This is a genomic window from Calothrix sp. PCC 6303 (genome assembly GCF_000317435.1).
Classification (GTDB): Bacteria; Cyanobacteriota; Cyanobacteriia; order Cyanobacteriales; family Nostocaceae; genus PCC-6303.
Map to the genome: position 1 here is coordinate 1,600,736 of NC_019751.1, position 20,115 is coordinate 1,620,850.

Sequence of the window (20,115 nt, forward strand, 5' to 3'; positions counted from 1 at the left end):
CATTAAATAGCACCATGAAAAAAATCCTCATCCTCTCCGCCAACCCCAAAAACACACCAAATCTGCGCCTAGATGAAGAAGTGCGGGAAATCAAAAACACACTGCAACTATCTCCCAATCGAGACGGATTTCAAATCATCACTGAATCTGCGGTACGAGTGGATGATTTAACCCGCTTCCTGTCTCACCATCAACCAACAATTGTTCACTTTTCCGGACATGGTTCTGGTACTGATGGATTAGCTTTGGAAGATAATTCTGGGCACATGCAGCTTGTAAGTACCCAAGCCCTAGCAAAGCTATTTGATTTGTTCCAATTACAAGTCGAGTGTGTTTTACTCAACGCCTGCTACAGCGAATCACAAGCCACAGCAATTCACCAATATATTGATTGCGTGGTGGGGATGAATCAGGCGATTGGGGATAAAGCCGCAATTGAGTTTAGCGTGGGATTTTATACTGCTTTGGCGGCTGGCAGGAATTATGAAGATTGTTTTCACATGGGTTGTACATCTATTGATTTGCAGGGAATTCCAGAGTATTTAACCCCTATGAGAAAAATTAGGCAGCGGCGTTATCAGACTGTACAGGCGGCAAATCCAGTAACATCTAACAAGGATGATAGTATCAATAATGATAATAAAGGCTGGCAAAACCGCTCAGTTTCTATTGTCGGTAATGTTCCTGGTAGCGCAATTCAAACAGGAGACAGCAACACTGCAAACATTAATTTTCAACAAGTCAGTTTACCTGCACCTGCCAGCGTCAACATAGAAACAGAACTCAACGCCTTACGTGAGATACTGGCAAAGTTAGAAACTTCAGACCGTCGTAAAATTGACAATGCTATTGCTGATGCCGAAGAAGAAATCAACAAACCACAACCAGATAAAAATGAAGTGGGTAAGGCGTTAGAACGAGCTTTTGACTATGCTAAGAAGGCTGAGGGATTTGCGTCTGTGATTGAAAAACTTAAACCCCACCTAACTAAAACTGTGGGTTGGTTAGGTGAAAATTGGCACAAATTGCTAAGTCTGGTGAATTGAACAATTTGACTACCTTCATCTCAAGATGCGATCGCATCTCCCAACCCAAACTCTACAAATTCCAGCGATCGCCTCCAGCACCAAACCCACTTACACTTCGATGACAGTTTTCGCTTCCAAGTTCTCGGTGATACTTTGGAATAGTTCCAACGCTGCTCCTAAATCTTCAGCAATCTCTAAAGCTAGAACATCCGGTGCTGGGAGGTTATCGGAGTCCTCTAAACTTTCATCCCTCAGCCAGAAAATATCCAGACTGACTTTATCCCGTTGCATGAGTTCTTCATAGCTAAAGGCTCGAAACCTTTCTGTTTCCTGGCGTTCCTGGCGTTTTTCCGCACTATAGCATTGGATAAAGTCTTGCAAATTTTCGTAGCGTATAGGATTGGTTTTCAGGGTAAAGTGCTGATTGGTTCTGAAATCGTAAATCCAGAGTTTCTTAGTCCAAGGATCGGCGCTAGCTGGTTTGCGATCGAAGAATAACACGTTAGCTTTGACACCTTGAGCGTAGAAAATACCCGTAGGTAGTCGCAGCAAGGTATGTACGTCGCATTCGTGCAGTAATTTCTTGCGGATGGTTTCACCAGCACCACCTTCAAACAGGACGTTATCAGGAACGACAACCGCAGCTTTACCGTTGATTTGCAGTAGGGTTTTGACGTGTTGGAGAAAGTTTAACTGTTTGTTGGATGTGGTAGCCCAAAAGTCATCCCGGCGATATACAATCTTTTCTTTGTCCGCTTTGCCATCATCATTGAAAACTGTGATACTGCTTTTTTTACCGAAGGGTGGATTTGTTAATACTAATTCAAAGCGATCGCCTGGATCTGCCATCAAGCTATCTTTGGCTTCCACTGGACTTTCATCACCTGCAATACCGTGTAAATACAGATTCATGGCACAGAGGCGCACTACCCCATCAGCGACATCAAATCCTTTGAAAGTTTGATTTTTTAAGAATAGCTTTTGGGCTTTATCGAGTTTATAATTTTTGATAATGGTGTCATTGGCAACTAAGAAAAAACCACCTGTACCGCAAGCAGGATCACAAATGCGCTGTCCTGGTTGGGGTTCCATGACTTCTACAATGGCTTTAATTAATGCCCTTGGCGTAAAATACTGACCTGCACCGCCTTTGACATCTTCAGCGTTCTTTTGCAGCAGTCCTTCGTAAATTTCCCCTTTGACATCGATATCTAAACCAATCCAAGTTTCCGAGTTGATGAGTTCTACCAAACGCTTAAGTTTGGCGGGGTCTTGAATTTTGTTTTGCGATTTGCGGAAGATAACCCCCAATAGTCCTTTTTCTTTACCCAGGTTTTCTAAGGTGTGGCGGTACTGGATTTCTAAGGCATCTCCATCTTGCGATCGCAGTGCCTCCCAACTGTATTCTGTAGGAATGGTGGAACGTTTACCCAAAGGCGGGGGAAGTTGGTTTTGTTCTTCGACCATCTTCAGGAACAGCAGATAGGTAAGCTGTTCTACATAGTCACTGTAGCTAACGCCATCATCGCGGAGGACGTTGCAGTAATTCCAGAGTTTTTGAACGATGGTTGAGGATTCGTTAGCCATTGAGTGATGCTACAGGGAGTTTTACTAGTAACGAAGAATTATATATTTTTGTGATGGCGATCGCAGCGAAGAAAGTCTCAAATTAATGATTCCATTGCTCACTTATAGCCATAATGCCAGCTTCACTCTTTGTATAACTGAAATAAATGCATTGCTGGGAAAAATCCCAATGCTTGAGTATATTACAGTAATTAGGTGTATGGTGTATTTATTTCGATAATGCTTGAGAAAGTATAAAATAAAACTTTTTTTGGCGATACATCATTTCTAATAGTAAGTAACCCTTAGTTAGCAAGATAGCTCTGTACTTTTGGAGTGTCCTCATGAGCTTGATTAATCTGGATCTGGTCTTTAACGCCATTACTAGCATCGCCAATCCTTTGATTAAAGAAAAACTTCTGCGTAGTGAGACAGTTATTAAGTTACTCCAGCAGTTTAACCTAGATCCAGAGCATCCACCTGCTGATTTTAGTGGTGTTTACGCTTACGCCTTAGTAGAATACGGTGTGGGTAAACCAAAACCATTGCTGGAATTATTTCGACAAGAAGCAATTAAACAAGCTTTTCGCACAGCATTAGACCACAATAACCCCTCAATTTTGCTTTCTGAGGTTGATGTTTTTCTAGATGCCTATACATTAGGTGATGATATCAGAGGTTTAGGGCTTGATGTCAGGCGAGAAGTAGCTGAATTTGCGACGGTATTTATTGAAGTTGCAAAACGCACTCGCACACCTGCTGATGTATTGCTGAACCAGAAAATTGGTTCTCTACATAAAAGAATTGCTACTATTCAAGAACAACTGGAAAGATTGCCGACTTTGGAGGGAATTCGCACAGAAATAGCCAGGTTGGCAGTAGAGAATTATCCCGCATTACCAGGAAGTGTAACCGAAAACCAATGTAGAGCGATCGCACTTGCCCAACAAATGCGAGGATGGTTTGAAACCTTGGGCTATGACTTTGAAAAATATGAAATCTGGGCAGAAGAATATTTTGAATGGATAATTCAAATTCCAGTACGTCGCAGTTATGACCGCATTCTTATCCGTGGCGTTGCTGGAGAAATTGGACTGAGTGATGTCATGGCGTTGCGTTCCTCAGTTGAGGCGCAAAAAACTGATGAAGGATGGTTAGTAACAACCCGCCGCATTTCCCGCGCCGCCAGGGATGAAGTCAAGAAGGAAGAAAATCATCGTCTTGATTGTTTCACTTTTGACGAACTAATTGACTTGGATGCCGACTTTAATGCCTATCTTGACTGGTTAGAAGCAGAAATCAAACGCCGAAAAATTGATACTAAGTATGTACCCCTTGCTTGTACAAAAGAAGAAATTCACCCAGTGACTAAGCAGCGAATTGGGGTGAGTCGTTATGAAGAAGAGGACGGCTGGATTGATGGCTATATCGATTTATGGCTTGATGACCCCGCAAAAGAGCATATTTCAATTTTGGGAGAATTTGGTACAGGTAAAACTTGGTTTGTCTTTCACTATGCTTGGATAGCACTGCAACGTTACCGCGATGCCCAAAAACGTGGTGTTGAACGTCCCCGTCTCCCTTTAGTAATTACCTTGCGTGACTTTGCCAAAGCGTTAAATGTGGAGAATGTTTTGGCAGGGTTCTTTTTTACCCAACACAATATCCGCATTAACAGCGAAGTTTTTGACCAACTCAACCGCATGGGTAAATTGCTACTAATTTTCGATGGCTTTGACGAAATGGCAGCAAAAGTTGACCGTCAACAGATGATTAACAACTTCTGGGAACTGGCAAAGGTTGTAGTTCCCGGTGCTAAGGTCATCCTTACCTGTCGGACTGAGCATTTCCCAGAGGCGAAGGAAGGACGTGCTTTACTAAATGCAGAGTTGCAAGCATCAACTAAAAAATTAACTGGGGAAACACCGCAATTTGAAGTTTTGGAATTAGAGAAATTCAACGATGAGCAAATTCGGCAGGTGCTTTCATACCAAGCTGAAGCTGCGACAGTTGAACAAGTGATGGGCAATGAGCAATTATTAGACTTAGCCCGTCGTCCAGTGATGACTGACTTAATCTTGGAAGCATTGCCAGATATTGAAGCGGGTAAACCTGTGGATATGTCGCGGGTTTATTTGTATGCAGTGCGGCGCAAAATGGAACGAGACATCAAAGCAGAACGTACTTTTACTTCTTTGGCAGATAAACTGTACTTTTTGTGTGAACTTTCCTGGGAAATGCTGTCTAATGACCAAATGAGTCTGAATTATCGGCTGTTCCCAGAACGCATTCGCCGCTTATTTGGTTCTAGTGTTCAAGAAGAGAAAGATTTAGACCACTGGCATTATGACATGATGGCGCAAACGATGCTTGTCCGCAATGCTGATGGTGACTATACTCCCGCGCATAGATCTCTGTTAGAGTTTTTTGTAGCGTATAAATTTGCCGCAGAATTGGGGGCTTTGGCGAGTGATTTTACGGAATTAGCACAAGCGCGATCGCTTGTAGATAAAACTGTCGCGCCTGCTGATTATACGTGGTCTGGTTATTTTTCTCAGCAAGGGAGTGGTGAGGCGATGCCTGCGGCAAACCCTTTGGGGAACGCATCTTTAAGGGAATTTAAAAGTGAGTCTTTGGATAAGTTGAGAGAGACTTTTGGCAAAGTGCCACTCACAAAAGCAGTGATGGATTTGCTTTTACCGATGTTGGGTAATAATGAGTTGCTTATTAGTGTCATTAAAGAGACACGGGATAAAAACGAAGATGAGGTAGGTTATATTGGCGGGAATGCAGCGACGCTAGCAGTAAAGATAGATAAGGCAGTGTTGGAAGGGAGAGATTTAAGTCGTGCAGTAATTAAAGCGGCAGATTTTAGTAATGCGAGTTTACGGGATGTAAATTTTACTGAAGCTAATTTAATTGATTCTGGTTTTGTAAAAGACTTTGGTGCAGTTTTTTCAGTTGCATACAGTTCAGATGGTCAATTTCTAGCTACTGGTGATGGCAATGGTATTGTTCGTTTATGGAAAGTTTCTACTAGTAGAGAGATACTAACTTGTAAAGGACATACGTCTGGAATACTTTCAGTTAACTTTAGTTCTGATGCTTATACTTTTGCTAGTGGTGGTTATGACGGAACAATTAAACTATGGAATAGTCAGAATGGCAAATGCTTAAAAACTTTGGAAGGACATAACTATTCCGTAAATTCTGTAGTGTTTTGCTCTGAAGGTAAAATTCTGGCTAGTGGCAGTTCTGATAACACAATAAGATTATGGGACATTACTACTGGTCAATGTTTACAAATTTTGGAGGGACACACTGATTCAATACTCTCAATTGCCTTATCGACAGATGATAAGATACTAGCAAGTGGAGCTTCAGATAATACCGTAAGGTTATGGAATACTCAAACTGGAAAATGTTTAAAAATATTACAAGGACATACAAATTCTGTATCTTCAGTTGTTTTTAGTCCAGATGGTCAACTGCTTGCTAGTGCAGGTTATGATGCAACTCTAAAATTATGGGAAATTCAAACAGGTCAATGTAAGTCTACTTTGGAAACACCTAATAATCCAATATTCGCTATTACTTTCAGTCCTGATAGTAAAATACTTGCTAGTAGCAGTAACCAAATAATAAAACTTTGGGATATAAGTACAAATAAATGTATTCAAATATTAGAGGGTCATTTCAATATAGTACGTTCAATTGCTTTCAGTCCAAAAGGTAACAATCTCGTTAGTGGTAGCTATGACAAGACAGTGAGGTTTTGGAATATTAGCACAGGTGAATGCTTTAAAATTTTACAAGGCTATAGTAATTGGGTAAATTCCATTACCTTTAGTTTGGACAGTCAAAAGCTGGCTAGTGGAGATGATTTGGCAATAGTCATATGGGATGTTAGTAGCGGTAAATCTCTCAGAACTCTACAAGGTCATACTCACTGGGTACAGTCAATTGCTTTAAATCAGGATGGTACAATACTTGCCAGTGGCAGTGCAGACAACACAGTCAGACTATGGGATTTTCAAACCGGAGAATGTTTGAAACTTTTACAAGGACATAGCGACTGGGTACAATCTGTTGCTTTCAGTCCAGATAATCAATTACTTGCCAGTGGTAGCGCAGATGGAACTGTAAGATTATGGGAAGTTCCAGTTGGAAGATGCTGGAAGATTTTGCGCTCGAATTACTCAATACGCTCAGTTGCTTTTAGTCTAGATGGCGAAATACTTGCGAGCGGTCTTTCGGATGGAACATTACAGCTATGGAATATTCATACAAGTGAATGCTTAAAAACTTTGCAGGTAGGAAATAATATTGGTACACGTTCAATTGCTTTCAGTCCTGATAGTAAAGTTTTAGCTAGTGGCATCTCTAACGCAAGTGTTGGGTTGTGGAATATTTCCACGGGTGAATTCTTAAGAAGTTTGCAGGCTCATACCGACTCAGTGCTAGCTGTTGCCTTTAGTCCAGATAGTAAAATTCTAGCTAGCAGTGGAGATGACCAAACTGTAATACTTTGGGATATCAACAGTGGTGAATGCCTGAAAATTTTACGAGGTCATTCTCTTTGGATTCGCTCAGTTGCCTTTAGTTCAGACGGCAACATAATTGCTAGCTGTAGTTGTGATAGCACAATCAAACTTTGGAATGTTGAAACAGGAGAGTGTTTGAAAACTTTAATAAATAAAAGACCATACGAAAATATGACCATCACAGGCGTTAGAGGTTTAACCGAAGCTGAAAAAGCCTCACTTAAAGCATTAGGCGCGGTGGAAGATGGAGAATAAATATTAGACAAGATGCAAGCGATGTTGCTCGATCGCACTACCCATCCTTACTAATACAGTAATAGCGATCGCATTACCAATTCTGACAGGTCTTGAATGTGCGATCGCATCAGTAAACCTCTTCCTCTTCGCCATACTGTGTTGGTGCTTCACCATGAATCTCAAGAATTTTGGGCTGTTTCATTTTGGCATTAGCAGGCTCAATTTTTTCTAGCAGCAAATCAAACTCCCACTCATCCAATAAGTCAAAGATAAATTGCAGATGATTTCCTGTTTTTAGTGGTAATTCACCCAAGCGAAAATCGCTGGTGTTTGGAGGAATATCAACAAAGGGATGGGAAAATTCAAAGGTACGCCCTAAATGGTCTTTGTAAATGAATCGGTAGAGGTGTTCAAAGTCAAAATCAAATGCTTGAACAAATGCTGCGGCGACTTGATCAAAATTGAAGTTACTGGGAATCGCTATGCGTCGCCAAGCATCCAGCAGGGTGACTTTAAAAGTATAAATTGCGTCGGTAAACTCTCCTTTGGCAATGACTAAGGTTTGTTCCCATTCAGGAAAGTAGATTTGGAGTGATGGTTTTAATTTTTCAAAGGCGATGCGGAAGTTAAGGGTAATTTCCTCCTCTTCTCTGTCTGGTTCAATTTCATCATAAATTTCGGAGATTAAAGCTATCATTGCATCTCCCCAAGGACGGCGTTTTACAGCAGCGATTCGCCAGCCTTTAGCAGGTTCGGGTTTTCCTGGGATGAGTTCGAGAAAGCCAAATAAATGAAAGAGGCTAAGACTGTGCAAGCCTGGGTAATAGACTAATTTATCTTGTTCAGAGTAACTGTTAATATTTAAGCCTTCATCTGGAATTTCTCGCCAAAATTGACAGCAGCGAAATAATAGTCCAAAGGGGTCTCTGGGTTCGCCTAAGACTTCGCTTTCTCCCCAAATTAACCAGGATTCTAAAAGTGTGAAATATTGTTCTGTTGGGTTGAAGCCTTGCCAAATTTTGAGGAGTTGTTCGTCTAATACTAATTTGGTTTTTTTGCCTTGGGTGATAACTTGAGACAATCCAGAGGTGCGAAGGACGAAATATAACCCGTAAATGTAGGGGTAGGATTTTTGTTGGGGACGCTTGAGGTTAGTTTCAATGGGGTAACTCAAGCGCGAATTTAGTTCCTGGAGGTATTTGAGGGAGAATTGGTGATAAGTGCTGCTAACTTCAACGCCGTCAGGTTGGAGAAATTCTAAGATGGTTTGAAAGTCCCGCAGAATTGTTCCTGGGGAATTTTGGGTGATGGTTTGCTGTTGGAGGACTTGCTTTTTGTCTTCCGTGAGAATTGGGAGTTGTTCGCCCAGATGATTGGGAACGGGGAATAGTCGTTTAATCATCTAATTTCAACTCTAGTTGTGTAGCTGTAGTTTTAGATTTACGGGGTTGCTTAGATTTAATTGTAGATTGACGTTTTGGTTTTTTGTCAGCTTCGCGTTGAGCTTTCTCAGCTTTGATGCGTTCTAGCAGTTTTTCGGCGGGTTCGTCGTTGGGATCTTGGGGTACGAGTTTGCCTTCAAATGCTTGTTTTAAAATAGTTTGGCGGAGTTTTTCAGCACGTTTGAGGTTTACGTTTATGGTTTTTTCGAGTTTGTCTGTGACAGAAAATATCAGTTCAATTTCTTCTGCAATAGCTAATTGTTCTTGTGAAGGTGGCAAAGGAAAGGGAATAATACGAACTTTTTGAATACCAAATGCTGATTGAGTAGTTGCTCGACTTTCTTTCTTAAGTAGAGTTTCTATTAATGGGCTTGCCATATATGTAATAGCAAACTCAGGATTTAAAAAATTAATATCAGGTTGAACTAAGACTACATTAGCCGATAATGTGTAGTTAAAAGGTTGGCTAATTTTAACAGGCTTGCCTAAAGTTCCAATTTTTCCAAAAATAAAGTCTCCCATCTGAAGCTGATAACGCTCTTGGGGACTTCCAGAAAATAAACTATTCCATTGGAAATAATGATAATCATTTTAAAGGGGGATGAAGGGGCTGCCGACGGCAGCCCCTTCATCCCCCTTTTGTAGTAATTTGAATAATGACTGAGTTTTTGAGTGTAGCAACTGGTGACTATAGTATTAACTGATTCTCTGAAAAAGTTGTTCATTGAAACTGCATCTCAATTAAAAGGTGCAGAAAAGCGTAGATTTATGGCTTCGACAGTTCAAAGCTTAGGTTTAGGAGGGCAAAGACTTGCACAATCAGAATTAGGATGGAATCGAGACACAATTCGCAAAGGAACAAGAGAATTAAAAAGCGGTATTACTTGTGTTGATAACATGAGTGGCAAAGGACGTTACAAAGCAGAAGAACATCTGCCAAATCTTTTAGAAGATATCAAAAAAATAGTTGACTTCTATAGTCAAACCGATCCGAGTTTTAAAAGTCAAAGACTATATACTAGACTCAGTGCAGCCGAAGTTAGAAAGCAATTAATCGAAAAGTCTGGTTATAGTGATGAAAAGTTACATACATCAGAAACAATTCGAGTCAAATTAAATAATTTAGGTTATAAGCTCAGAAGGGTAAAGAAAGTTCAGCCTCAAAAAAAATCCCACAAACTGATGCAATCTTTGAGCAATTAGATGTAGTAAATAAAGATGCAGATGAAGATAAGAGTGTTTTACGTCTAAGCATGGACGGAAAGCCTGTGTTAAGATCGGCTCATTTGACCGAGGGGGTAAAAGCCGGGATGGGGTGAAAGCATCAGACCATGATTATAATCCGAAAACAACTGTAACTCCTTATGGAATATTTCTTCCAGAGCTTGACGAGTTATTTTTGTACTTTACAGAATCGAAAGTTACAAGTGATTTTATCGTTGATATTCTAGAAGATTTTTGGTCTTGTGAAAAGCATCGTTTTTCTGAAGTTAAAACACTACTTCTGAATCAAGATAATGGTCCGCAGAATAGTTCGCGGCGTACCCAATTTATGAAACGTATAGTAGAGTTTGCTCACAAACATCAAGTAAATATACGTTTAGCTTATTATCCTCCCTATCATAGTAAATACAATCCAATAGAAAGGACATGGGCAGTACTAGAAAATCATTGGAATGGGAGTATTTTAGATGAACTAGAAACGGCTTTAAATTTTGCTAGCACTATGAAATGGAACGGGAAACATCCAGTCGTTAAGCTAGTACACGAAACTTATGAGAATGGGGTAAAGCTTACAAAAAAAGCTATGGCTCAAATCGAAAAACAGATTGAGCGGCTAACCGATTCTAATCATGAAGTTTTCCCAAATTTAGGTAATTGGTTTATTGATATTTGTTGTAGTAAAACAAACGTGATTTCATTTTAATAGCAACATTTATTTAGCGGCAAAATATCCCTTATTTACACTGTTTAACTTCAAATAACAAGTGTATAGACTCTTATGCATAAATGAGGGGGAGAAAAGGGCTTGCCGACGGCAAACCCTTTTCTCCCCCTCAAAATGATTATCATTCTTTAAATCAACCTGTCTTTTCCTTTTTTTGGAATAATTTATTCTTTGGAAGTCCCTTGATGCTCTTTTAAAACTTCAATAGATACTTTTCTAGAATTTTCAAAATCAATTTTTCCGTCTTTAATGTCACCCATGCCTATGTAAGGAACACCACCATCTACAGTGGGAGGAGTGCGATGGCTGGGCTGAGGATCAACAGCATTAGCAACTAACTCTAAAGTTGTCCACACCCACTCATCAGGTAATTCACGTAATTCAGAGGTATCCGGTGCAACTGGTTCTTGATATTTCAGCTTCCAACTGTCATCCTTGGGAGTTTTACCCTGCGCTTTCATCTTCGCTAGTTGTTCGGCTTCCCACTTCTCCCGTCGCTGCTTGAGGATGCGTTCAAGTAACACTGAGGCGGGTTCTAATTCTCCTTGATTCGCTTCGCGCCATTCTTTAGTTAAATTTCCTTCGACTGCGGCTTTTAGCACTGCCTGACGGTAGCGTTTTAATTTGGCTTTTACTTTTTTGAGTAGCTCTACCCCTGTATCAAGTTGGGTGAATAGTTCTTCTATTTTGGCAACTATGCGATGTTGTTCGGGAAGTGGAGGAAGGGGAACAATAATACTACTTACTGCTTCATTACTTACATTAGGAAATGTTGAACCAGTACCACGATTATATATTTGCTCTCTTATTGCATGAATAAATATATTCAAATATTCCTGATATAGGAGTGAGCGTATAGCAGCCACTCCTCTACCAATAGAAGCATCAAAACCAGCAATATTTATTCGCCCAGTGGTTGAACCACGAACGCACAAAATTAAATCATCTTTTTTGCACATTCGTGTTGGTTGAGTTGTAAATTTTGATCTAATGGTTTTAGAAAATGGTCTAGGTCCAAACTCTACTGGACCATTAATTAAAGGAACACCGATACCATCTTGATTGTAAGAATCTCCTGGTGGGCTTTGTCCCATAATAATTTCTGCTACATCTCTAAGTTCTGAATATGCCCAACCCTTCGGCAACTCATACAACTCCTCACCCATTACGCAGCTAACGCCTCATTCAACTCATCCAAAATATCCATTAAATCATTCCCAAACAACTGATAACCCTGAAACGCTTCCTGTGGCATTTCCTGTAAATCCTCTGGCTCAATCCTCATACTGGTGGCAATATGCTCCTTAATCTTTTCCAACCACCCCACCTGCTGTGAGGTAAACTCTTTTGTTGCTAACCACTGCTGAAATTTCTCCTCAACTGTCACCGCGTAGGGTTCTAACGTCTCCGTTTCCCCCATCGCAAAGCGTACCAGAGAAATGATATCTGTCAACAGCTTTTGCACCCCAGCACCCCTGACTTTATCCGCTTGCAACTGGGCATAAGCTTGCCATAACTTCTCTGTTGTCAAGTTGCAGGGTGGACGTTCTAGGGCATTCGCTAACTGCTTAATCTGCTCGTAGGTTAACCGTCGCTGTCCGTAGGGCTGATTATACAGGATTTGCAGCGCGGTAATTTCATCCTTCTTCGCGGCGACAAACTCCTGAAAGCTCTCCACTGTCCCCATTACCTTATCCCTGGCAGTTGTATCAAACCCGGCTTGTAAAACTTTATCCTGGCTGACTACATCAATAATTTGGTCGTTGTCCTTCTTACTTTCATAAATTTCATCAAGTAGCTGGCGAAATTGAGGATTATCAAAGGGTTCGCAAGCTTGATTAATCAATTCCTCTGCTGCTGCTTCCTGCTGCTGTTCGGTGGGATTTTCGGTTTTAAATGTTTCCTCGGCTTTAGCGATTTGGTTGTCTAAATCTAAAGCAGTGAGTATATCTTTAGTAATTTGCCGCATAGATTTACCCCCAGTAAAGGATTCTAACTGAGTGCGATCGCTTGGGGTTAATTTCTGATCTAACCGCGCTAATCTTCCCGCTAATGACATCAACGTGTCTTCATCCCGTTGATCTAAAGCTATTGCTTGTAATAATTTATCAAAGGTAACGCTGCGTTTACGCTCCAAAGGGCGAGAATCTGTTTTATCTGCCTCGCATACCCCCACTGCATCAACAATAATAAACTGTTCCTTAACTCCCGCGTCGGGTGTCACCGCTTGAAAATCCGTATAGTTAATCGTGCGGGTTCCCCTTCCTTTCATTTGCTCAAAATAAGTCCGCGATTTGACGTTCCGCATAAACAGTAGACATTCGAGGGGTTTAATATCCGTCCCCGTGGAAATCATATCAACAGTTACCGCAATCCGGGGATTGTAGGAATTACGAAAACTAGCAATTAAATTTTCAGTTTTTTCACCTGTAGTGCGATAAGTAATTTTTTTACAAAACTCGTTCCCTTTGCCGAATTCTTCCCGCACAATTCGCACAATATCCTCAGCGTGGGAATCATCCTTAGCAAAAATCAAAGTTTTGGGAACTTCCCTTCTACCGGGAAAAATTTCCGTAAATAACCTATCTCGAAACGTTCTAATTACCGTGCGAATTTGGTCAATCGCCACAACCGAACGGTCTAATTGATTACTTGTATAGGTTAAATCATTATCTAATTCCTGCCAGCGTACCGCACGGGTTTTCCGGTTGCGTCGATCAATATGATAGCCAGCTTCCACAGTGCTACCTTGTTCTGTAATTTGCGTGCGAATGCGGTAAACTTCATACCCCACATTTACCCCATCTGCTACTGCATCTTCGTGGCGATATTCCATCACCAAATTCTGATTGAAAAAGCCAAAGGTTTGCAACGAAGGTGTAGCCGTTAAACCTACCAAAAAAGCATCAAAATACTCTAAAGTCTGCCGCCAAACATTATAAATCGAGCGGTGACACTCATCGGTAATAATAAAATCAAAGGTTTCAATCGGTATCCTCGAACTATAAACAACCTCCTTCGGTTGTTGGTTTTCCTCGTCTCTGTCAAACAGCGATTCTTCTTCCTCTGCAACATCAAACTCCGCTTCTCCCCGCAACATTGAGTAAACACGCTGAATCGTGGTGATACAAACTTTACTCACCGGGTCAAAATTATTGGAAGTCAATAACTGCACATTATAAAGTTCGGTAAACTTACGCCCATCATCGGGAGTTATGTACTGCTGAAACTCCTTCTGGGTTTGCTCTCCCAGATTTTTCCTATCCACCAGAAATAAAACTCGCCGCGCTCTGGCTAATTTAATTAACCAGTAAATAAAACTGACCGCCGTATAAGTTTTACCAACCCCCGTAGCCATTTGAATCAAAGCTCTGGGACGGTTTTGAGCAAAAGAATTAAACAAACCTGCGATCGCATCTTTTTGGCAATCTCGTAAATCTTCTGTGTCAATTTCGGGTAATTGCTTTAACCGCTCCCGAAGCGTATCAGATTCCTGCAACCACTCCTGCAAAGTTTCCGGCTTGTGGAAAGCGAATATTCTCCGGGAACGGTAATCCGATTCGCGGGAGTCACGAAAAAAAGTTTCTTTACCCGTACTTTCGTAAGCAAAAGGTAAAGGTTTGCGGTGACATCTGAGGTTACTGGGTAAATTAAAAATATATTTATCCGATTGAATTTCTACCCCACTCAGGGTAGAGCCTTCTGCTTTAGCTTCAATAACACCAGCAGCATTGCGATTGATGAAGAGTAAATAGTCCGCAACACCTAACTTGAGAGGGTATTCACGAACTGCAATTCCTATACCAGCCCCTAGATTAATATCCTTATGGTCTTGGACAATCCATCCAGCAGCAGTAAGTAATTTATCAATTTCGATCCGTGTTTTCTCTTCTGGCTTCATACCATAACATTTTATACTTACCCCATACTCTGTTAGTTTAATAGCCTACTCAAAATTCAGCACCTATCAAAACCTACATTATGGCGATCGCTATTTAAAGGATTAATTAAAAATGTAATTTCTAGTTGTACCCATACTTATAAAAATCAGTATATTTGCTCGCAAATCGTGACTAAAGTTGAAACTTAAATCGAGCTAGGGAATAGACAGCGATCGCAAGACACCTCAATATAGAATCGATGCGCTGGGTAACTTGCCTTTGGAGCCTTTGGAATACTGTAGAAAATGGGTTGATATGTCTCCCGATGAGCGGGGATATAGGAAAGCGTGCGTAATCGCGCTAGCGGAAGCTACTGGGCTGAGTGAACGGACAATTGGCAATTGGGGAACGAACTTTGAGAAGCGCCCCAACTACGTAGCACATATTTTACGGATGGCAGATAAGCTCAACCAAATCAAAAAAATAGTCTTACCTCCCGACTTTCCTCAAGAATAATTTACTCGTGATTTGTGACTAAAATGCTTGTACTATAGGCAGAGATTTCTTAGGTTGGGTTCAGGCAGTAGATATTTTGGAAATTAAGTCATTATTGACAAAATTTCTATAAATTTCTATCACAGCCTTGTTGTCACTAAATCACGAAGAAAAACAATGCAAACTGGGAGCAAATCCCAACAAAATAAACATCGAATTGATTCCCTCTGTCAGTTGCCCCTAGAACCGATGGAATATTGTCGTCGTTGGGTGGTTCACGAACCAGGACGCAATTATCGTAAATCTTGCATTAATGCGATCGCACAAGTTACGGGGACAAGTCCCAAAACAGTCAAAGACTGGGGTAAGGATTTTCGCTACAGACCAAAATACGTAACTCGGATATTACGCCAAGCTGATTTAATTAATCAATTTAAACAACTTGTTGCCCAAGGAATTATCAATTTACCACCAGATTCTCTCCAGGAATAATTTAGTCGCTAGTCGCTACCAATTACTAGAAAAACCCCTTGTACTCGTTACAAGAGTCTTTTAGGCTGACTTACAGATTATTTGAAACACCCACGCAATGATAGTAACGGCAGAACCGCCAATGGATTCCATCTCGACTTTTGACATTACCAAATATCCCTTATTCGATGTCATGAAAGACATCAAAATTGGGCGGATTCAACTACCAGATTTTCAACGAGATTGGGTGTGGGATGATACCCATGTGCGACGTTTGCTAGCAAGCATATCTCTGGCTTATCCGATTGGTGCAGTGATGATGCTACAACAAGGAATCCAGCGTCAACAATTTAAACCTCGTTTAGTTGATGGTGTAACGAATAAAGCCGCTCAAACACCGAATTTACTCGTACTCGACGGACAGCAACGACTTACTACTTTATTCATGGTTCTGCTATCCAAACAACCCGTAATTATCAAAGACCCCAGAAGCCAAAAATTAGTCAAAAAATGGTACTACTTGAATATAGAAAAAAGCCTTGAACCAGAGGTTGACCGAAAATCGACAATAATCGCATTACCTGAAACAAAAGTGATGCGAACTCGAAACGGCGATTGCATCGACTGTTCCACACCGGAAAATGAATACGAAGCTTTATTATTTCCCTTATCCAAAGTATTTTTCTTCTCCGAATGGCGCAGTAAATTTTCTAAGTATTGGCAATACGACCCGCAAAAACTTCAACTAATTGACACTTTAGAATTAGAAGTCCTCAAAAAATTCGAGCATTATCAAATACCCGTAATTCAACTACGCGACTCATTACCCAAAGAAGCAGTATGTCAGGTTTTTGAAGACACCAATACCGCAGGATGTGATTTAAACTTCTTCGATTTGATGAGTTCGAGCTACTGTGTAAACGATTTTAGCCTTCGAGATGATTGGAAACAGCGCGAAACCCGCTTCCAATCCTTCAAGGTGCTACGAAAAGTTCGCAACACAGATTTTATCCAATCAGTTACATTAGTTGCTGGCTATGCTCGAAGGAGAGAAGCAATTAAACAAGGCTGGAATTTAGATAAATTACCTGCTGTATCCTGCGGTCGGTCTGAGGTATTAAAGCTAACTAAAGAAGAATATCAAACATGGGCTGACCCAGTTCATCGGGGCTTTGAAGAGGCTGCTCGTTTTTTGCACGGTCAAAAAATCTTTGATGCTGATGATATTGCTTACCCCATCCAACTAGTTGCCTTGAGCGCCATTTTGACCATTGTGGGAGAACGTTCCCGATCTTTCCAAGTACGGAGTAAGCTTGAACGCTGGTTGTGGTGTGGAATGTTTGGTGAAATTTACACCCACTGGCACGATGGACAAGCTGGAAGGGATGCCGTCGAAGTACCTGCATGGATTAATGGTGGTGCAGTTCCCTTTAGTATTACCCAAGCTAATTTCTCCTACGAACGACTCCTTAGTGTCAGAAAAAGACTTGGTGCCGTATATCAAGGTTTTGCAGCATTACTACGGCGTGAAGGGGCAGTTGATTGGATTACAGGTGAGGAAATCAACGATGTTGTTTATTTTGAAGAACAAATCGACTCACACCATATCTTTCCCGTTGCTTGGTGTCGCAAACAAGGAATTGATCCAACAATGTACAACTGCTTAGTTAATCGCACCCCTCTCAGTGCCAAAACCAATAAAAGAATTGGTAGTAAACCACCTTCGGTTTATTTGAAGGAATTTGAACAATATGGAACTGCTGTTGCCAACTTGGAAGAAATTATGCGATCGCATTGTATTGAACTCAGTATTTTGCAATGCGACAACTTTGAAACCTTCTTTCAAGCTAGAGCAACAGCCCTAATGGAATTAATCGGCAAAGCAATGGGCAAAGATTTAAGCATTAAATTACATGGGAATAGCGATCGAGATTATCTCAATCACAATGGCTGTAAATTGCATCCAGAGACTATTACAACCAGTTGAGCTATCAAACCGACTTATCACTGGATGTAGACTCCTGTTTTTTCAACCAATCCTTAATTGCCTCTTCCAAAGCTGCTGTCTGTGTTACTTCCAAGCGAGCGCAGGCAATTTCAAACGTAATTTTTAACTCTTTCGGGATTCTTCCCCGAACTTCTCGTGTTTCTTCAGTCATCCCAGCACCAAATGCTCGTCCGGGGTTAATTCTTGCATAGTATACTAACAAAAATAAACTTGCGCTATTAAGCTCTTGCGCTATTGCGTCATTACGCTCATAATCAAATTAGGTTACTAATCAAAATCCCTGCGTGCATCTATGAGTGTGATCACGATTCAATGTCGGTTAGTTGCAGACGAAGAAACCCTCCGCCATCTTTGGACACTTATGGCAGAGAAAAATACGCCTTTTGCTAATGAAATATTGGAGCAATTAGCACAACATGCTGAATTTGAGTCTTGGGTTAAAAATTCTAGAGTCCCCGCAACTGTCATTAAAGAATTATGTGACTCTCTGAAAAATCAAGAACTATTTGCGGGTCAACCAGGTCGCTTTTATACCTCTGCAACAACCTTAGTCACGTATATATATAAATCTTGGTTAGCTGTAAATAAGCGACTGCAACGCAAAATTGAAGGAAAAAAGCAATGGTTAGACATGCTGAGAAGTGATACGGAGCTTGAGCAAGAAAGTAATTCAAATTTAGAGAAAATTCGTGCAAAAGCAACCGAAATTTTAGATTCATTTGCGACAAGACAAATAAATCAAGTAAATAGCAAATCGAAAACATCAAAAAATAATAAAAATAAGCAAGAAAAAGAAGTTAAATCTCTGAGTATTCAATCAAATATTCTTTTTGAAACTTATCGTCAAACCGAAGACAATTTAACAAAATGTGCCATAGTATACCTTCTCAAAAACAACTGCGAGGTAAATGACGTTGAAGAAGATATAGAAGAATATGAAAAAAACAAGCGTAAGAAAGAAATTCAAATTAAGAGATTAGAAGACCAACTCAAAAGCCGAGTCCCAAAAGGACGAGATTTGACTGGAGAGAAATGGGTAGAGGTTTTAGAAAAAGCAGTTAATAGCGTTCCCGAAAGTGAAAACGAAGCTAAATCTTGGCAAGCCAGTCTTTTAAGAAAATCTAGCCAGATCCCTTTTCCAGTGGTTTACGAAACTAACGAAGATATTAAATGGTCTATCAACGAAAAAGGCAGAATCTTTGTTAGTTTTAATGGTCTAGGTAAACTGAAATTTGAAATATTTTGTGACAAACGACATCTTCATTATTTTCAACGCTTCCTAGAAGATCAAGACATTAAACGTCAAGGTAAAAATCAACATTCAAGTAGCTTATTTACTTTACGCTCTGGGCGAATATCTTGGTTAGAACAGCCAGGTAAAGGAAAACCTTGGAATATAAATCGTTTACTTCTATTTTGCTCGATTGATACTCGCATGTTAACTGCTGAAGGAACTCAACAAGTAATAGAAGAGAAAATTGCAGATACTCAAAACAAAATAGCTAAAGCTCAAGAAAAATGCGAAGGAGAACTAAATCCTAATCAGCAAGCTCATATAAATCGTAAAAAATCTACACTAGCTAGAATCAATACTCCATTTCCTCGTCCTAGTAAACCTTTATACCAGGGTAAATCTCATATCGTAGTTGGTGTTAGTCTTGGCTTAAAAGCAACTGCAACTATAGCTGTATTTGATGCTATGAACAATCAAGTTCTTGCGTATCGCAGTACCAAACAATTACTAGGCGATAATTACAAGTTGTTAAATCGCCAGCAGCAGCAAAAACAGCGTCTCTCTCAACAACGGCATAAATCTCAAAAGCAGTTTGCCTCAAATAGTTTTGGTGAATCAGAACTGGGACAATATGTAGATAGATTATTAGCCAAAGAAATTGTAGCAGTTGCTAAAAATTTTGGAGCCGGAAGTATTGTTTTACCAAAACTTGGCGACATGCGGGAAATAATTCAAAGTGAAGTTCAAGCAAAAGCTGAGAAGAAAATTCCTGGTTTTATCGAACTTCAGAAAAATTATGCCAAGGAATATCGAAAAAGCGCCCATAATTGGAGCTATGGCAGATTAATTGAAAATATTCAAAGCCAAGCAACAAAAGAAGGAATCGAAATCGAGACTGGAAAGCAACCCACTAGAGGAATTCCACAAGAGCAAGCGAGAGATTTAGCCTTGTTTGCCTATCAATGTCGAATTGCTTAATGAAATTAAATAAAATACAGAACCTTGAAAACTTAATATGAAATAAATAGCGCCGCAGTTCATACTCTTTGAGCCAATGTACTGCGATAAATCTGGGTTAGTTTGACGGTTGGAAAACCGTCTTGCTTTCTGACCCTGGTAGCTGCCCGCTCTTGATGCTGCTGTCTGCTTTGACTAGACAGGATATGCCTTTTTTGCAATTTAGTTGGATAAACAGTTTTTTATGTTTTTAGCGACAGTGAAAAACTTTTATACAAGTATATCAAATAGGGACAGGTGCGCT

At 40.3% G+C, this 20,115-nt stretch carries 12 protein-coding genes and 2 pseudogenes; 7 read left to right on the forward strand and 7 right to left on the reverse strand.

Annotation, left to right across the window (positions count from 1 at the left end):
• The first annotated feature begins 14 nt into the window (after positions 1 to 14).
• The gene (locus CAL6303_RS06620; protein WP_015197074.1) at positions 15 to 1,046 is read left to right on the forward strand and encodes a CHAT domain-containing protein; all 1,032 of its coding nucleotides are present in this window, start codon (positions 15 to 17) and stop codon (positions 1,044 to 1,046) included.
• Between the two features lie 90 nt (positions 1,047 to 1,136).
• Here CAL6303_RS06620 and CAL6303_RS06625 read toward each other — a convergent pair whose 3' ends face one another.
• Positions 1,137 to 2,615 (reverse strand): class I SAM-dependent DNA methyltransferase, encoded by a 1,479-nt coding sequence (locus CAL6303_RS06625; protein ID WP_015197075.1) that lies wholly within the window; start codon positions 2,613 to 2,615, stop codon positions 1,137 to 1,139.
• Positions 2,616 to 2,938: 323 nt separating this feature from the next.
• On the opposite strand from CAL6303_RS06625, the gene CAL6303_RS06630 reads away from it, so the two are divergent.
• A complete protein-coding gene (locus CAL6303_RS06630) occupies positions 2,939 to 7,393 on the forward strand; it encodes an NACHT and WD40 repeat domain-containing protein (protein WP_015197076.1) in 4,455 nt (1,484 codons plus the stop codon).
• 3 nt (positions 7,394 to 7,396) lie between these two features.
• On the opposite strand, the gene CAL6303_RS31390 is transcribed toward CAL6303_RS06630, so the two are convergent.
• The 3 genes and pseudogenes from CAL6303_RS31390 to CAL6303_RS28380 form a co-directional block, all read right to left on the reverse strand.
• Positions 7,397 to 7,528 (reverse strand): hypothetical protein, encoded by a 132-nt coding sequence (locus CAL6303_RS31390; protein WP_255348449.1) that lies wholly within the window; start codon positions 7,526 to 7,528, stop codon positions 7,397 to 7,399.
• The gene (locus tag CAL6303_RS06635; protein WP_015197077.1) at positions 7,503 to 8,777 is read right to left on the reverse strand and encodes an IS1096 element passenger TnpR family protein; all 1,275 of its coding nucleotides are present in this window, start codon (positions 8,775 to 8,777) and stop codon (positions 7,503 to 7,505) included. Before CAL6303_RS06635 ends, CAL6303_RS31390 begins: the two co-directional genes overlap by 26 nt.
• A pseudogene (locus CAL6303_RS28380) lies at positions 8,770 to 9,345 on the reverse strand (restriction endonuclease subunit S); the annotation flags it as partial. The pseudogene CAL6303_RS28380 and the gene CAL6303_RS06635, both read right to left, overlap by 8 nt.
• 162 nt (positions 9,346 to 9,507) lie before the next feature.
• On the opposite strand from CAL6303_RS28380, the pseudogene CAL6303_RS29030 reads away from it, so the two are divergent.
• Positions 9,508 to 10,744, forward strand: a pseudogene (locus tag CAL6303_RS29030) (ISAzo13 family transposase).
• Positions 10,745 to 10,929: 185 nt separating this feature from the next.
• On the opposite strand, the gene CAL6303_RS06655 reads toward CAL6303_RS29030, so the two are convergent.
• On the reverse strand, positions 10,930 to 11,931 hold the full coding sequence (locus CAL6303_RS06655) for a restriction endonuclease subunit S (protein ID WP_015197078.1): 1,002 nt from the start codon (positions 11,929 to 11,931) through the stop codon (positions 10,930 to 10,932).
• Positions 11,931 to 14,666 carry a type I restriction-modification enzyme R subunit C-terminal domain-containing protein gene (locus CAL6303_RS06660; RefSeq protein WP_015197079.1) on the reverse strand — a complete coding sequence of 912 codons (2,736 nt, stop codon included), beginning with the start codon at positions 14,664 to 14,666 and terminating at the stop codon, positions 11,931 to 11,933. The genes CAL6303_RS06655 and CAL6303_RS06660 overlap by 1 nt, the downstream gene beginning before the upstream one ends.
• A gap of 295 nt (positions 14,667 to 14,961) precedes the next feature.
• Here CAL6303_RS06660 and CAL6303_RS06665 point away from each other — a divergent pair, with 295 nt between their 5' ends.
• The 3 genes from CAL6303_RS06665 (at position 14,962) to CAL6303_RS06675 (ending at position 17,599) form a co-directional block, all read left to right on the forward strand.
• Entirely contained in the window at positions 14,962 to 15,162 is a 201-nt protein-coding gene (locus CAL6303_RS06665) for a hypothetical protein (protein WP_321572296.1), read from the forward strand.
• A 156-nt stretch (positions 15,163 to 15,318) separates the two neighbouring features.
• On the forward strand, positions 15,319 to 15,633 hold the full coding sequence (locus CAL6303_RS06670; protein ID WP_015197081.1) for a hypothetical protein: 315 nt from the start codon (positions 15,319 to 15,321) through the stop codon (positions 15,631 to 15,633).
• Between the two features lie 121 nt (positions 15,634 to 15,754).
• Positions 15,755 to 17,599: a GmrSD restriction endonuclease domain-containing protein gene (locus CAL6303_RS06675; RefSeq protein ID WP_041739174.1), complete on the forward strand. Its 1,845-nt coding sequence runs from the start codon at positions 15,755 to 15,757 to the stop codon at positions 17,597 to 17,599.
• Positions 17,600 to 17,603: 4 nt separating this feature from the next.
• Here the strand turns inward: CAL6303_RS06675 and CAL6303_RS29800 are convergent, their stop codons facing one another.
• A complete protein-coding gene (locus CAL6303_RS29800; protein ID WP_015197083.1) occupies positions 17,604 to 17,822 on the reverse strand; it encodes a hypothetical protein in 219 nt (72 codons plus the stop codon).
• Positions 17,823 to 17,912: 90 nt separating this feature from the next.
• Here CAL6303_RS29800 and cas12k point away from each other — a divergent pair, with 90 nt between their 5' ends.
• Positions 17,913 to 19,832 carry a type V CRISPR-associated protein Cas12k gene (gene cas12k, locus CAL6303_RS06680; RefSeq protein ID WP_015197084.1) on the forward strand — a complete coding sequence of 640 codons (1,920 nt, stop codon included), beginning with the start codon at positions 17,913 to 17,915 and terminating at the stop codon, positions 19,830 to 19,832.
• The last annotated feature ends 283 nt before the right edge of the window (positions 19,833 to 20,115 follow it).